This window comes from Kitasatospora sp. NPDC093550 (genome assembly GCF_044764985.1).
GTDB lineage: Bacteria > Actinomycetota > Actinomycetes > Streptomycetales > Streptomycetaceae > Kitasatospora.
Map to the genome: position 1 here is coordinate 181,611 of NZ_JBIWJF010000004.1, position 13,820 is coordinate 195,430.

The window sequence follows — 13,820 nt, forward strand, 5'->3', positions numbered from 1 at the left end:
GGCTACGACACACACCCTGCCATCACATCCGAACATCTGACGAATAATCAGGTGACATCAGGCCACTGTGAATTGTTTCGGCCATGAACATGAGCAGTGCGGAGCTAAAACCGCACGTCGAGCTGTGGCAAAGGTCACAGATAAGAGGTGCCCGATCGATCGGCTGCCGGAAATACTCCCGAAATGTTGATTCCTGCACGACTTTCGACCCGAAGAGGCGGAATCAATCCCCCTCAGATCGATGTCATGTCCACGAACTGGCCCCTCGGCGCAGGCCCCGCCGGCAGCCCGGCCCCGGACTCCGCGGCCCCGGTTTCGGCGAGGCGCCGCCGCATATGGGCGATCAGGTCGCGCAGTCCGCAGCACTCGCCGGTGAACGCCGGGTCGTGGCGGAAGGCGGTGTACCGCTCGTGCGGGCACCAGCCGTTGCAGGTGACGTACTCGGGGCAACCGCTCATCCCCACCTGCGCGCGGTCCTCGGCCGACCGCAGCGCGGTGAGGGCCGGCCCGTCGCGGAAGGACGCGAAGGACCCGCTCAGCACGTTCCCCACGGTGTAGGCCGGGTCACCGATGAACAGGTCGCAGTGCGCGACCTCGCCGGTGGGCTCGACCAGGTAGTAGCGGCCCAGGCAGTGACCGGCGAGGGTGCAGACCGTGGACGGCCGGCTCGCGAGCCGGCTGAGCAGGCCGTCGAACTCCCGGACGTGGATCTCCGGATCGCCGTGGGCCAGCCACCGGTCGAAGTAGGCGGTCAGGAAACGGGTCATCTGCGCGACGGTGACGTAGTGCTCGGTGGGGGTGCCCGGCGCGGCGTCCGGCCGGTTGGTCGGCTTGGCGGCGAGCAGGCCGTAGTTGGTGATGCCCTCGGAGAGGAAGAAGTCGAAGATCGGGTCCGGCCCCAGCTCGATCGCCCCCTCGTCGATCACCATCAGGACGCTGACCGGCACCTCGTTCGCGCGCAGCGTGTCGATGCCGCGGCGCACGTCGTCGAAGGACGGCCGGCCGTTGGCGTACCGGCGGTAGCGGTCGTGCACCGCGGGCGGCCCGTCCAGACTGACGCTGACCCGGAAGTCGAAGTCCCGGAAGAACCGGGCCCACTCGGCGTCGATCCGGGTGCCGTTGGTCTGCAGCGAGTTGCGGATCAGCTGGCCGGGGCGGCGCAGCCGGGCCTGCAGGTAGACGGCGCGCTCGTAGAACGCGCGCGGCAGCACGGCGGGTTCGCCCCCGTGCCAGATGAACTCGACGGCGCCGTGCTCGGGGTCGCCGAGGGCCCGGGCGGTGAGGTGCGCCAGGACGGGGAAGCCCATGGTCTGGTTCGGTCCGCTGCGCCAGTCGTGGCAGTAGCTGCAGCGCAGGTTGCACAGCCGGGTCGCCTTGACGATCAGGCCCAGGTAGCGGCTCACGGCTCCTCCTCCGGGCGGGCCGGACGGTCCCGCCGTCCTGTCCGCTCCGCCCGCTCCGTCCGCTCCGCCTGTCCCGTCCGCCGCGGATGCTCCTGGCTGACCCCGCTCTTCAGTCCCTCCTGGCGGAACCGCTTCTCCAGGCGGTCGACCAGTTCGGCCTCCACCGGGGTCAGGAGGTCGGTCGCGGGCCGGCGGGCCATCCGCTCCCACGGCCCCATCGCGGTGCCGAGCGCCGTACCGAGGATGGCCCGGTCGGTGTCCGGCAGGGTGGCCGCGAACGCGGCGAGTTCGGTGGCGAAGGCGTCGACGGCGGCCGCGAGCTCGGCGGCGCTGACGGCGGGCGCCGGGAGCACCTCCGGGCCCGGCGCACCCGTGGCGGGCGGGCCGGACACGGACGTTCCGCGGGGACCGGTCGGGTCGGTTTCCACGGTGCGGCCACTCACTCGGGCGCGGGCGGCGTGTACTTCTGGGGCCGGGTGTAGATCCACTGGATGATCTCCATCTGGTCCCTGGACTGCGCGGTGGGGTTGGCCTTCTGCCAGATGGGCCCGATCTCGACCCAGGTCTCGGCCAGCGCGCCCCAGCGCCTCTTGACGTTGTCGACGACCGAATGCGTCGCGTCGGCGAGGTCGGAGACCAGTTGGCTCCGCCGCACGTCCTCCGGTTCCAGGTCCCGCGCCTGCTGCGCCAGCAGCCTGGCCAGCGACCGTTCGGCCGGGGGAAGGTTGTCGCTCCAGTCCGCCAGCCGGTCGGCGAACGACGCGATGTCGCCGCTGTTGACCGGAGGGATCGGATCGGTGTCGTTGGGCATGGCCGCCTCCCGTTCGATGGCGAATCTCCTACGGGAATTCATCCCCGGTGACTGATTTTCAGCTCCAGTTTCCCAGCGCCCAAAACCGTTCGCAATCGGAGCACCACTGTCGTTGACGGGTTGATGTCTCCCCGCGGAGATATCTGACAAGGAGTGACAATTCGCCGGAAAATTGACCCACCGTGACGCCGGGGAAAGGGGGCGATCACGCAGGCCCGTGATTTCCGGCCCACCCGGGAAAGGGCACGGCGGTCGCGTTCGGACGGCCGGACGACCGGCCGCGGCGGGGGCATCATTACTGCTTGACACAGTGCGTAATACTGTAACGCGCGTGGCCCGGACGCCCTCCGGACGCGGCCCGGGCGCGGTCCCGGACGGCGGCGGGGCGGGCGGCGCCGCCTCCCCTCCCAGCAGCTCGGAGCACCAGATGCACGTCTTCCTCGACCACCCGGGGCCGCTGGCCTTCGCGCACCGCGGCGGCGACCTCGGGCACCCCGAGAACTCGCTGGCGGCCTTCGAGGCCGCCGTCGCCCTCGGGTACCGCTACCTGGAGACGGACGTGCACGCCACCGCGGACGGCGTGCTGGTGGCCTTCCACGACACGCGGCTCGACCGGGTCACCGACCGCACCGGCGCCGTCGCCGAGCTGCCCTGGGAGACCGTCAGGCGGGCCCGGATCGGGGGCACCGAGCCGGTGCCCCTGCTGGAGGACCTGCTCGGCGCGTTCCCGGGGGCCCGCTTCAACATCGACGTCAAGGCCGCGCCGGCCGTCGGCCCGCTGGTCGAGGCGATCCGCCGGACCGACGCCTGGGACCGGGTCTGCGTCGGCGGCTTCTCCGACGGCCGGCTGGCCGCCGTCCGGGCCGCCGCCGGTCCGCGGCTGGCCACCTCGCTCGGCCCGCGCGAGGTCGCCCGGCTGCGGCTGCGCTCGCTGGCCGGACCGCTGCTGCCGGGGCGCGGGGCGCCGTACGCCGGAGTGTGCGCGCAGGTGCCGGAGCGGCACCGGGGCGTGCGGGTGGTCGACCGGGCCTTCGTCCGGGCCGCCCACCGCCTCGGCCTGCAGGTCCACGTCTGGACTGTGGACGATCCCACACGGATCAGGGCTCTCCTCGACCTCGGTGTGGATGGCATCATGGCCGATCGCATCGACGTCCTGCGGGACGTCCTCGGCGAGCGCGGCTGCTGGACGGACGGCAGTACCGGCTCCAGCACGGTGATGGGGACCCCATGAGCACCACGAACTCCGCGACGCAGCGGCCGGACGATCCGCCGGCCGACCCGGCGGCCGCAACGGCGACCGACCCGGCCGCCGCCGACCGCCTGGCCCTGCGCCGGATGCAGTTCGGCTGGTACGTCAACGACTGGGCCAACGCCGCCTTCTCGGCCACCGTCCTGACGGTCTTCCTCGGCCCCTACCTGACCACGGTGGCCAAGAACGCCGCCGACGCGTCCGGCGACGTGCACCCGCTCGGCCTGTCGATCCGCGCCGGGTCGTTCTTCCCCTACACCGTCTCCTTCTCCGTGCTGCTCTCGGTCGCGGTGATGCTGCTGACCGGCACCGTCGCGGACCGCACCGGGCGGCACAAGGAGCTGATGTGCGGCTTCGCGTACGTCGGCGCGCTCGCCACGATGGGGATGTTCTTCCTCGACGGCGACCGCTACCTGCTCGGCGGCGCCCTGCTGGTGGTCGCCAACATCGCGTACGCGGTGTCGGTCGCACTGTCCTACGCCTACCTCCCCGGCCTGGCCGCCCCCGACGAACGCGACGCGGTCTCCTCCAAGGGCTGGGCGTACGGCTACGCCGGCGGCGGACTGCTGCTGATCGCCAACCTGGCGCTGTTCGAAGGCCACGACGCGCTCGGCCTGTCCTCCGGGACGGCCGTCCGGATCTGCCTGGCCTCGGCCGGGCTGTGGTGGGCGCTGTTCACCCTCGTCCCGCTGCTGCGACTGCCCTCCCGGGCCGGGATCGCCCCCGCGCGGGCCGCCGCCGAGGCCGACCGGCCCGCCGCCGGCAGCCTGCGCGAACTCGGCCGGACCCTCAAGGGCATGCGCAAGCACCCGCTCACGCTGCTCTACCTGGCGGCCTTCCTCTGCTACAACGACGGCATCCAGACCGTCGTCTCCCAGGCCTCGCTCTACGGCAGCGAGGAGCTCGGCATGGAGCAGACCTCGCTGGTCACCGCCGTGCTCCTGGTCCAGGTGGTGGCGATCGGCGGCGCGCTGCTGCTCGGCCGGATCGCCCGGCGGTACGGCGCCAAGCGGACCATCCTCGGCTCCCTGGTCGGCTGGGTGGTCACCCTCGCCCTCGGCTACTTCATGCCCGCCCACCAGCCGATCTGGTTCTACGCCCTGGCCTGCATGATCGGCCTGGTGCTCGGCGGCAGCCAGGCGCTCTCCCGCTCGCTGTTCTCCCACCTCATCCCGGCCGGCCGGGAGGCCGAGTACTTCAGCGTCTACAAGGTCAGCGACCGCGGCACCAGTTGGATGGGCCCGCTGGTGTTCGGCCTCGCCTACCAGATCACCGGCAGCTACCGCTCGGCGATCATCTCGCTGCTGGTGTTCTTCGTGATCGGCTTCGCGGTGCTCGTGAAGGTCCCGGTCCGCCGCGCCATCGAGGCGGTCGGCAACCCGGTGCCCGAGCGGCTCTGACGGGCCGGCCCCGCTGCGTCTCCTGCGGTCAGGAGAGCAGCAGGGCCCGGTCCCACCCGGGCGGCACGGGCGTCGTCGCGGCCAGCAGGGCCAGCAGCACGCCGGCGGCGCCGTCGAGGAAGCCGGGCCCGGCGGATCCGCCGGGCCGGTCGTAGCACGCGACCAGACGGTCGCCAGGTCGTGGGCGGCCGCCCGGAACACCGGATCATCGGGCAGCCGGTGTTCCGCGGGCTCGCCGGTCCCGGTCAACCTCCGTGCGGGCGGTGTCCGACCCCGCCGCTACCGTGGGCGCATGATCGATCGTGCTCCACTTCCGGCCGAACTCCACGCCTTGTTCCCCGACGGGGCCGCCGGGCAGTCCACGCTGTCCGTCCCCCTGCCGCCGGGCCGGCTGATCGTCCCGGCCGGGGACGGGGAGGGGCACGGAGGCCGGGACGGGGACGGCGGCACCCCGGTGATGTGGCTGAGCGACGGGCCGGCGCCCGCCGGGCTCTGGGAGCAGCTGCAGCGGGAGCACCCGCGATCGGGCCTGTGGCCGCTGCTGCTGGAGCAGCCGGCCGGGGAGCGGGAGTTCCGGCCCTGGGCCACCGGTGAGCTCCACCCGGCCCTGGCGTCCCCGCCCGACTCCCACGACCCGTCCGCCCTGCTGCGCGGCTGGTGGGAGTCACCGGCCGTGGCCCGTCCGGACGCCCCGGGGAGGACGGAGGAGCGCCTCGTGATGCTGGAGCCGTACGGTGCCGAATGGCCCGGCCTGGCCCCCTCCCCGCGCCCGTCGGAGGAGGACGAGGATCCGGACTCGGCCGCCGCCGAGGTGGCACGCTGGCTGCTGCACCACGACGCCGGGCACCGGATCGGACTCGTCCGGGCGGGCAGCGGCGCCGAGGCCCTGGCCGTCTGCGGCTGGAGGGCGGCGGGCGACCGCGACACCGGCGAGCTCGCCGCCGTGGTCCGGAGCTGGGAGCAGCGGTTCGGCGCCCGGGTCGTCGAAGTCAGCCCGAGCGGAATGCGGTTGAGCACCACGGTGCGGCTGGACGACCGGGCCGAGGCCCTGCCGATCGCCGCCGAGCACGTGGCGTTCTGCCCCGACACCGTCTTCCGGGGCCTCGAGAGCCTGACCGACTACGCGGAGGAGGTCCTCTTGGAGCTCTGCTGGTCGTTCTGGTGGCACTGATCGGTGCCTGGAGGTTCCTGGAGGTTCCTGGAAGTGCCTGCCGGTGCTGGGCGGACGGACGGAGCCTGACGGGTCGCCGGTGCCGGTCCGTTGCGTCCGGAGCCGGGCTGGGTAGGGCACGGGCTGGACCGGATCCGAGCCGGCCCGCCCCGTCCATCCCCTCCCCCGCGGAAGGCGGCACCTCGTGATCGACTACGACCTCCTGGCCCGGAACGCGCTCGCCCAGGGCTTCGAGCGGCTGGGCGCCGGTGTGCTCGTCCTCGACGCCTCCGGCCGGGTGCTGATGCTGCGCCGCCGCGAGGACGACGCACTGCCCGGGCTCTGGGACTACCCGGCCGGCGGGCTGGAACCCGGGGAGGGCGTACGGGCGGGAGCACTCCGCGAGCTGTTCGAGGAGACCGGCCTCACCCTCGCCCCCGAGGAGGTCGAGTACCTCCGGGCGCTGGACTTCGTCGACGCCGGGGGCCGCAGGTTCCGCCAGTTCGTCTTCACCGCCACCGTGCCCGACGGCACCCCGGTGACGCTCAGCGAGCACGACCGGTCCCTGTGGGCGGACCTCGCCGACCCGCCGCCGACCAGCGACGGCTACCGCGAGGTGCTCGACTTCCTGCGCCGGCGCCGGTCGGTGCCGGGCTGGCGGCCGATCAGCCGGTACGTACGGGACATCGCCCTGTCCAACCTCTACGGGGCGTTCTACTTCACCGACGCGGCCGGGCGCGGCCTGTGCCTGCGCAACGCCTTCGACCCCGGCCGCTGGCAGTTCGCGGGCGGCGACACCGACCCCGGCGAGTCCCCGTGGGACACCGCGCTGCGCGAGGCCCGGGAGGAGCTCGGCCTGGACCTCGCGGTCGAGAACCCCGAGGTCGTCGCCCGCCAACAGCTGCTCGCCGTCGTGCACTTCACCCCCGGCGCGTACTGGCCGCTGCACCAGGTCGGCCACATCTTCTGGGGTGGCCGGCTCACCGACGAGCAGCTGCGCCGGATCCGCCTCTCCCACGAGCACACCGAGTGGGCCGTCCGGAGCCTGCACGACTGGCGCTCCGTGATGCGCCCCGCCGACTACCGCCGGCTGCTGCTGGTCGACCGCGCCCGCCGCGCCGGCCTCACCCTCTACGGCGAGCGGCCGGGCACGGACGCCGTCGACCGGCACGGCGTCGCACGGGACTTCGAGGGCGTCGTGGCCTTCGTCACCACCCCGGACGGCGAGCGTCTGCTGATGCACCTGCGCGACGACGGGCCCGGCTCCTCCCGCCCCGGGCGCTGGACCCCGATCGGCGGCCTGCGCGAGGGCCGGGAGAACGCGTACGAGACCGGTGCCCGCGAGGTGCGGGAGGCGGCCGGCGTCCGGGTCGACGGCCTGCGCGCCATTCCCGGGCCCCGCCACCCGGGCGTCCACGAGTCCACCGTGGCCCTCCACGGGACGTACGCGGGGCCGGAGTCCGGCCTGGTTCCCGGCGGGGGCCGGGCCGTGCGCCTGGTCCCCCTCGCCGAGCTCGCGGGACTGGCGACACCGCCGTACCTGGAGCACTACCTCCCGCTGCTCAAGGGCCGCTGACTCGTGGGCGTCATCGGCCGGGTCGGCCGCCGGTGTGGCTCTCGGGGACGCCGCTGACGTGCGTCCCCGAGAGCGGGCATAGCGGGCGACGTCCCGGGCACGGTGCCGGGCACGGCCCCGGGACGCACTCCTGCCGCCCGCCCGATCGCTGTCCACGCGCCCGCCGCCCGATCGCTGTCCACGCGCCCGCCGCCGGAGGGGCGGTCGTCCGTACCGCGCCGCTACGGGGCGGTGGTCGACGGATCGTCCGGGGTGTCCGCCGTGGGTTCGGCGCCGGTCCAGCCCTGGTTGGCGTCGACGGTGCTGAGCGGGGCGACGGAGGTGGGGCCGGCGGTGCCGAAGGCGGCGCAGACCGGGTCGGCGGTGTCGACGGTGACCAGCGGGTCGCGGAGGCTGGTGTCGAGTTTGGTGTAGAGGAGCAGGGTGCCGCCGGTGGTCTGGGCCGGGGTGCCCGGCTGGACCGTCACCGGGTGCTGCCAGCGCCAGGCGCCCCAGGTGAGGGTGACGGCGGTGTCGGCGGGCTTGCCGTCCGGGCGGGCGAGCAGCGCGTAGACCTGGCCCTGGTAGGCGTGGTCGTACTGGTAGACCCAGTGCGTGCGGGCGTCGCAGCCGGAGCCGGCGGCCGGCCAGGGCGGGGGGACGGGCGCCGGGACGACCACGACGGTCGGCATCGCCCGGGACGGCGTGGGCTGCGGGCCGGTCGCGGATCCGGCCTCACCGCGCGGGAGCTGGAGGCCGGTCAGCAGGCCGGCGGTCAGGCCGACGAGGAGCGCGATGGCCGCGGTGGCGGGGCGGGACGACCACCAGCGGTGGGTGGCGCGTGGTGTGGTGGCGAGCGGTGCGGTGGCGCGCCGAGCGGCTTTCGACCGTACGGCGGCGAGCGGTGCGGTGGCCGTTGCCGAGCCGGGCCCCGCGACGTCGTACGGCGGTGCCGTGGAGGCCGGGTCGTCGGGCGGGGCCGCCGGCTCCCCGAGGGCGTCGCGGGCCCGCTCCCAGTGTTCGCGCCACGGTCCGGGGTCGGTCTCGCCGCAGGCCTCCAGGAAGGCCTCGACCGTCGCCCAGGTGGGCAGGTCGACGCCGCCCGCGGCCTCCGAGAGGACCGTCGTCGAGCGGTGCACCCGTCGGCTCATCGCGGCGAAGGTCGGGGTTCCGGCCCGTTCGCGCAGGGCGCGCAGCCGGAGGGCGAACTCGGCCGCCGGCCCCGCCTCCGGGTCCAGGCTCCGTTGTCTGCGGCCCACCCGCACCCTCCCCGTGCTGCTGCGACGCGTCCGCATCGCACCGGATGCGCGTCGACCTCATGTCGATTGATTGTCCGCACGAGATTGTCCGCACCGGCTCGGCTGGTGACCAGGGGTTGATCGTTTTCCGTAATTGTTTGTCCGAGTCCCGATGGTGTTGGCCCCGACCGACCGGCCCTCCACTGTGGTGGGCGCACCGGGACCGCCGGATGCGCAGGCGCCCCACCGGTCCCGTCCGGGAACCGTCCACCCCCTCCGGGAGACCGCATGAAACCCCTCGCACACTGGCTCGGACGCGTCGTCGCCGTGCTCGCCGTCCTCGCGGGCGGCCTCGTGGCCTTCGCCGCTCCCGCGTCGGCCGCCACGGTCTGCGGCAACTCGCCCGTCCCGCCGGGCCAGGTCATCGTCTCCGAGCGCCCCAGCAACAGCTGTGGCGGCTACCTGGAGCTGACCGTCCAGCCGCCCTTCAACGGCGTCAACGTCTGCGGGGACTCGCCGATCCCGGCCGGCTACGTGATCACCTCGGAGTACACCGGCCGCGACTGCGGCGGGCACCTGGTCGCCGTCATCAACATCGCCACCCCGGGGATCGGCATCTGCATGGACTCGCCCATCCCGCCGGGGTACGTGGTCACGTCCGAGCAGCAGACCAACAGCTGCGGCGGCCACCTCGGCGGCAACATCACCAACCAGCTCTTCAACGGCATCGGCATCTGCATGGACTCGCCGATCCCGGCGGGCTGGGTGATCACCGCCGAGTACCAGACCAACAGCTGCGGCGGCCACCTCGGCGGCAACATCACCGACCAGCTCTTCAACGGCATCAACGTGTGCGCCAACTCGACGGTCCCGGCCGGGTGGTGGGTCTCCTCGATGTTCACCACCAACAGCTGCGGCGGCTACCTGGCCGAGGTCCTGCAGCACTGACCCAGGCCGACGCCGACGGCGAGGCCGGCGACGCCGACGCGTCGCCCCACTCCCCCCGAACCCCCGACCCCGGTCGTCCGCACCCCCGCAGGGCGGCCGGGGCCGGGTCGTGCCCGGTACCACCCTGCCGATCGGCAGCTCCCGAGGGCCGATGAGCTCCGGAAATGTGCCGATCGGCAGGTGCCGGAGGCCGCGGTGGGGTGGAAGGCTGCAGGACATCGAGGGTCGCCACCGGGTGGCCCGGAAGGAGGTCCGCTCATGACCGTCATGCCCGGAACCGGGGCCACCGCCGCACCCGCCACCGCACCCACCGCCGCGTCCTCGCCCGCCCGGTGCCAGGCTCAGCGCACCCGGCCGTCCCAGGCCCACTCGCCGGCCGGGCGGCGCGGGTGGCCGGGGAGGGCGGTACGGCCGGTGCACCACAGCAGCGTGTCGGCGTGGCCGTGGCCGGTCGGCGCCTCCGGGAACAGCCGGGCCAGGGCCGGGCCCGCGAGGTGCTCGGGCGGCTGCCAGCCGAGCCCGAAGGCGTGGGCCAGGTCCCAGCCGTGGACCAGGAGTTCGACCACCCCCATGGCCGCGAACCCGGGGCCGTCCGACTCCCCCCAGGGGTGCCAGGCCCGGGCGTCCCGCCGGGTGTCGCGCACGGTGGCGGCGAGCAGGCTGCCCGCGATGCGCAGGCCCTCCAGGCAGTGCGGAATCGGGGCGGCCGGGTCCAGCGAACCGAACAGGGTGATGTAGCGGTCGGCAGGGCGGGCCGTCAGCAGGCCCGCGTAGCCCAGGACGGCGAGCGCGAGGTGGTCCAGCGTGGCCCGGGCGGTCCAGTCGCTTCCGGTGGGGCGGCGGGACCAATCGGCGCCGGCCGCCCGTTCGAGGATCCCGGTGGTCACCTCGGCGGCCCCGACCACGAGCGCGGGCCAGTCGACATCGGAGGGAAAGGAGGCGGCGGGCGCCATGGTCGCCGTGGCTGACGTGGAGACCGGCACACCCGTGGACAGCGGAGCAGTTGTGGACATCGGCACACCCGTGGACATCGGAGCAGTGGAAGGAGCATTCACTTCTCGATCACCTCGATCACGCGTGCGTAGCTGTCGGCCCCGTGGCCGGCGGTGATGGCCCGGCTGACCTGGGCGGCGAGCACCTCGGGCAGCGTGGTGTCCACGCCGCGCGCCCGGCTCGCGTGCAACAGGTGCTCCATCGCGGCCAGGTGGACGTCCAGGCTGGCGTCGTCGCCGGGGTAGCTGCGGGCATCGACCTGCGCCGCGTACCGGCCGATGAACCCGGCCACGGCGCCGGAGAGCCAGCGGGTGACCACCGGCGTGAAATCGGCCGCCCGGACGCCGTCCGCACGGACCAGCGCGGCCCCGTGCAGCCAGCCGCTCAACGCCGACCACATCAGGCCGAGCATGGCCGTGTCGTACAGTCCGGCGACCCCGGCGTCCGGGCCCAGGTCCACCGGCTCGCCGAGGGCGGCGAGCGTCGGGCGGTACCGGGTCAGGGCGTCCGGTGCGCCGCTGTACAGCACCGTGGCCTCCGGGCCCCCGATGCCGGGCGGAGTGATCATGATGGCACCGTCCAGGTAGGACAGGCCGAGCCCGGCCGCCCAGTCGGCCAACTCGCGGGCCTGCTCCGGCGAGCCGGAGGTGAGGTTCACCAGGGTCCGGCCGGCGAGTGCCGCCTCCTGACCGACCAGCACGGCCTTCAGCGCACCGTAGTCGAGCAGGCAGGCGACGATCAGCTGATTGGCCGTGACCGCCTCCCCGGCCGAGGCGGCGGCGACGGCTCCGCGAGCGACCAGCGGCTCGGCCTTGGCCGCCGTACGGTTCCAGACGGTGGTCGGATGTCCGGCGGCGAGGAAGGCGCCCGCCAGTGCGGTGCCCATCGCACCGAGGCCGAGCACGGTGACGGAGTCGCGCGGCGGCTCGTTCGGCGAGTTCTTCGGCAGCACAGTCGACATGGAGTTCTCCTGTTCGTGCGGTCCCACCGGCCCGGATCGCTCCCCGGCCGGCGCTTGATCGACCTCACCTACGTTCGCAGTGCCCGCACGTCCCCGACAGTGGCAGGATTGCCCTTCTCCACACGGTTCCTGCCAGGAAGGTCTCCGTCATGCCCGATCCCGCCCTCGGCACCACCACCGGCACCACCGCCACCGGCACCACCACCGGCACCACCGCCGGTCCCGGCACCCGTCCCGGCACGCGTTCAGCCGCCCGGCCCGGCACCGTGGCCGTCGCCGTCATCGACCACGCCGAGCTCCCGCTCTGGGACCTCTACGAACTCGGCATGGCCTGCGCGGTCTTCGGGATCCCGCAACCCGAACTCGCCGAGCACTGGTACGACCTGCGCCTGTGCGCCGAGACCCCCGATGCCCCGGCCCCACCCCGGGCGCCCGGCGGCTTCGGCTTCTCCCTGCGCGCCGAGTACGGCTGGGAGGCCCTCGCCGGGGCCGACACCGTGATCGTCACCTCCGTCCCGGACGCCTGCGTGAACGGCGAACGCGAGGTGCCCCCGGCACTCGTGGCCGAACTCCGGCGCGCCGCCGCGGCCGGGGCGCGGATGGTGTCCCTGTGCACCGGCGCCTTCGCGCTCGCCGCCGCCGGCCTGCTGGACGGCCGCCGGGCCACCGCGCACTGGTCGCACACCGCCGACCTGGCCCGCCAGTACCCGGCCGTCACCGTGGACGACGGCGTGCTCTACGTCGACGACGGCGACGTGCTCACCAGCGCCGGCGTCGCCGCCGGCCTCGACCTCTGCCTGCACCTCGTCCGGCGGGACCTCGGCGCGCACGTGGCCAACCAGCTGGCGCGCAAACTGGTGGTGCCCGCCCACCGCCCGGGCGGGCAGGCCCAGTTCGTCGACCTCGCCGTGCCGGTGGCCGACGACGAGAGCCTCGCGCCGGTCCTCTCCTGGGCCACCGAGAACCTCGAACGCCCGATCACCACGACCGAGTTGGCCCACCGCGCCAGGATGAGCCCGCGGACCTTCTTCCGCCGCCTCCAGGCCGCCACCGGAACCACCCCGCTGCAGTGGCTCCTCAACCAACGCCTCGCCCGCGCCCAGTCCCTCCTCGAAGCCACCGACCTGCCCGTGGAACAGATCGGCGAGCGCAGCGGCCTCGGCAGCGCCACCAACCTCCGCCGCCACTTCACCGCCCGCGTCGGCGTCACCCCCACCGACTACCGCCGCGCCTTCCGCTCCCCGGCCGCCACCCCCTGACCATCCGCCACCCCCGAACAGGCCCGCCCCACCGGTCACCACCTGAGGTCAGCCGGCCCCCGGCCCTGCCCGCCGCCCGCGCCGAGGAGGCGCTGTCGGCGGTCACCACAGGGTGTCCGCCCGTCCTCCCCCGGGGTGCCCGGGAGCCGGGGCGGGACGGCGACGCGGGCCAGGTCGTCCCAGGTGGCGTAGCCCTCGGCGAGGTGCAGGAGGACCAGCGCGGTGGCGTGGGCGTCGTAGACGGCACGATGGCGGCTGCCCGGGATCCGGGCGGGGTCGACGGGCACGGCGGCGAGGAGCGCGTCGAGGGTGTGCCGGGGCAGGTCCGGGCGGCAGGCGCGGGCGAGACGGAGGGTGTCGACCACCCCGGCGGGTGCCCAGCCGGGCAGGTGCCGGGCCAGGATGCGGTGGTCGACCCCGGCGTTGTGCGCCGCGATCCACCTCCCGTCGAGGTCGCTCCGTACCCGCGCGGCGATCTGCGGCCAGCCGGGCGCCGCAGCGACGTCACGGTCGGTGAGCCGGTGGACCCTGGTCGCCATCGGGCTGATCGGGGTGGGCGGCCGGACGAGGCTCGATCTGATGCCGGGGACGTGGACGCGGCCGCGCACGACCGGGACGGCGGCGAGTTCGACGAGGTCCGGAGGCGTCGCACCGTTGCCCTCGGTGTCGACGACGAACAGGCGGGGCCAGGTCGAGAAGTCCACGACGGCGACGCTACCGAAGGAGGCCCTCCACGGATCGTCAGCGAGCTCCCCGATCCCGCCGCGCCGTCCGGTCAGGGCGCCAAGGATGCGTGGAAGTCCGACGCCGGTGCACCACGTGCCGTGCGGTTCCACCGTTCGACGACGGAACG

Annotated in this window: 13 protein-coding genes; 6 read left to right on the forward strand and 7 right to left on the reverse strand. The window is 74.1% G+C overall.

Annotated elements, in window-relative coordinates:
- Positions 1-233: 233 nt before the first annotated feature.
- Genes ACIRD3_RS07995 through ACIRD3_RS08005 form a run of 3 tightly spaced genes read right to left on the reverse strand, consistent with a single transcriptional unit; the run spans position 234 to position 2,214 of the window.
- Positions 234-1,403, reverse strand: a complete 1,170-nt coding sequence (locus ACIRD3_RS07995; protein WP_402213090.1) for a radical SAM protein — start codon at positions 1,401-1,403, stop codon at positions 234-236.
- The gene (locus ACIRD3_RS08000; RefSeq protein ID WP_402213091.1) at positions 1,400-1,795 is read right to left on the reverse strand and encodes a hypothetical protein; all 396 of its coding nucleotides are present in this window, start codon (positions 1,793-1,795) and stop codon (positions 1,400-1,402) included. The genes ACIRD3_RS07995 and ACIRD3_RS08000 overlap by 4 nt, the downstream gene beginning before the upstream one ends.
- A 47-nt stretch (positions 1,796-1,842) precedes the next feature.
- Complete coding sequence (locus ACIRD3_RS08005) at positions 1,843-2,214, reverse strand: hypothetical protein (RefSeq protein ID WP_402213093.1); 372 nt, start codon at positions 2,212-2,214, stop codon at positions 1,843-1,845.
- 427 nt (positions 2,215-2,641) lie between these two features.
- Here ACIRD3_RS08005 and ACIRD3_RS08010 point away from each other — a divergent pair, with 427 nt between their 5' ends.
- From ACIRD3_RS08010 to ACIRD3_RS08025, 4 genes are all read left to right on the forward strand, one after another.
- Positions 2,642-3,445, forward strand: coding sequence for a glycerophosphodiester phosphodiesterase (locus tag ACIRD3_RS08010; protein WP_402213475.1), 804 nt, complete (start codon positions 2,642-2,644; stop codon positions 3,443-3,445).
- Positions 3,442-4,863 (forward strand): MFS transporter, encoded by a 1,422-nt coding sequence (locus ACIRD3_RS08015; protein ID WP_402213095.1) that lies wholly within the window; start codon positions 3,442-3,444, stop codon positions 4,861-4,863. The genes ACIRD3_RS08010 and ACIRD3_RS08015 overlap by 4 nt, the downstream gene beginning before the upstream one ends.
- A 292-nt stretch (positions 4,864-5,155) precedes the next feature.
- On the forward strand, positions 5,156-6,034 hold the full coding sequence (locus tag ACIRD3_RS08020; protein ID WP_402213099.1) for a DUF4253 domain-containing protein: 879 nt from the start codon (positions 5,156-5,158) through the stop codon (positions 6,032-6,034).
- Positions 6,035-6,218: 184 nt separating this feature from the next.
- Positions 6,219-7,589, forward strand: a complete 1,371-nt coding sequence (locus ACIRD3_RS08025) for an NUDIX domain-containing protein (protein ID WP_402213100.1) — start codon at positions 6,219-6,221, stop codon at positions 7,587-7,589.
- A gap of 221 nt (positions 7,590-7,810) precedes the next feature.
- Here ACIRD3_RS08025 and ACIRD3_RS08030 read toward each other — a convergent pair whose 3' ends face one another.
- The gene (locus ACIRD3_RS08030; protein WP_402213101.1) at positions 7,811-8,827 is read right to left on the reverse strand and encodes a helix-turn-helix domain-containing protein; all 1,017 of its coding nucleotides are present in this window, start codon (positions 8,825-8,827) and stop codon (positions 7,811-7,813) included.
- A 267-nt stretch (positions 8,828-9,094) separates the two neighbouring features.
- Here ACIRD3_RS08030 and ACIRD3_RS08035 point away from each other — a divergent pair, with 267 nt between their 5' ends.
- A complete protein-coding gene (locus ACIRD3_RS08035) occupies positions 9,095-9,754 on the forward strand; it encodes a hypothetical protein (RefSeq protein ID WP_402213102.1) in 660 nt (219 codons plus the stop codon).
- Positions 9,755-10,095: 341 nt separating this feature from the next.
- Here ACIRD3_RS08035 and ACIRD3_RS08040 read toward each other — a convergent pair whose 3' ends face one another.
- Entirely contained in the window at positions 10,096-10,767 is a 672-nt protein-coding gene (locus ACIRD3_RS08040) for a maleylpyruvate isomerase N-terminal domain-containing protein (protein WP_402213103.1), read from the reverse strand.
- Positions 10,768-10,805: 38 nt separating this feature from the next.
- A complete protein-coding gene (locus tag ACIRD3_RS08045) occupies positions 10,806-11,708 on the reverse strand; it encodes an NAD(P)-dependent oxidoreductase (protein ID WP_402213104.1) in 903 nt (300 codons plus the stop codon).
- A gap of 326 nt (positions 11,709-12,034) precedes the next feature.
- Here ACIRD3_RS08045 and ACIRD3_RS08050 point away from each other — a divergent pair, with 326 nt between their 5' ends.
- Positions 12,035-12,967, forward strand: a complete 933-nt coding sequence (locus tag ACIRD3_RS08050; RefSeq protein ID WP_402213477.1) for a GlxA family transcriptional regulator — start codon at positions 12,035-12,037, stop codon at positions 12,965-12,967.
- A 35-nt stretch (positions 12,968-13,002) separates the two neighbouring features.
- On the opposite strand, the gene ACIRD3_RS08055 is transcribed toward ACIRD3_RS08050, so the two are convergent.
- Complete coding sequence (locus ACIRD3_RS08055; protein ID WP_402213105.1) at positions 13,003-13,671, reverse strand: exonuclease domain-containing protein; 669 nt, start codon at positions 13,669-13,671, stop codon at positions 13,003-13,005.
- Positions 13,672-13,820 lie beyond the last annotated feature (149 nt).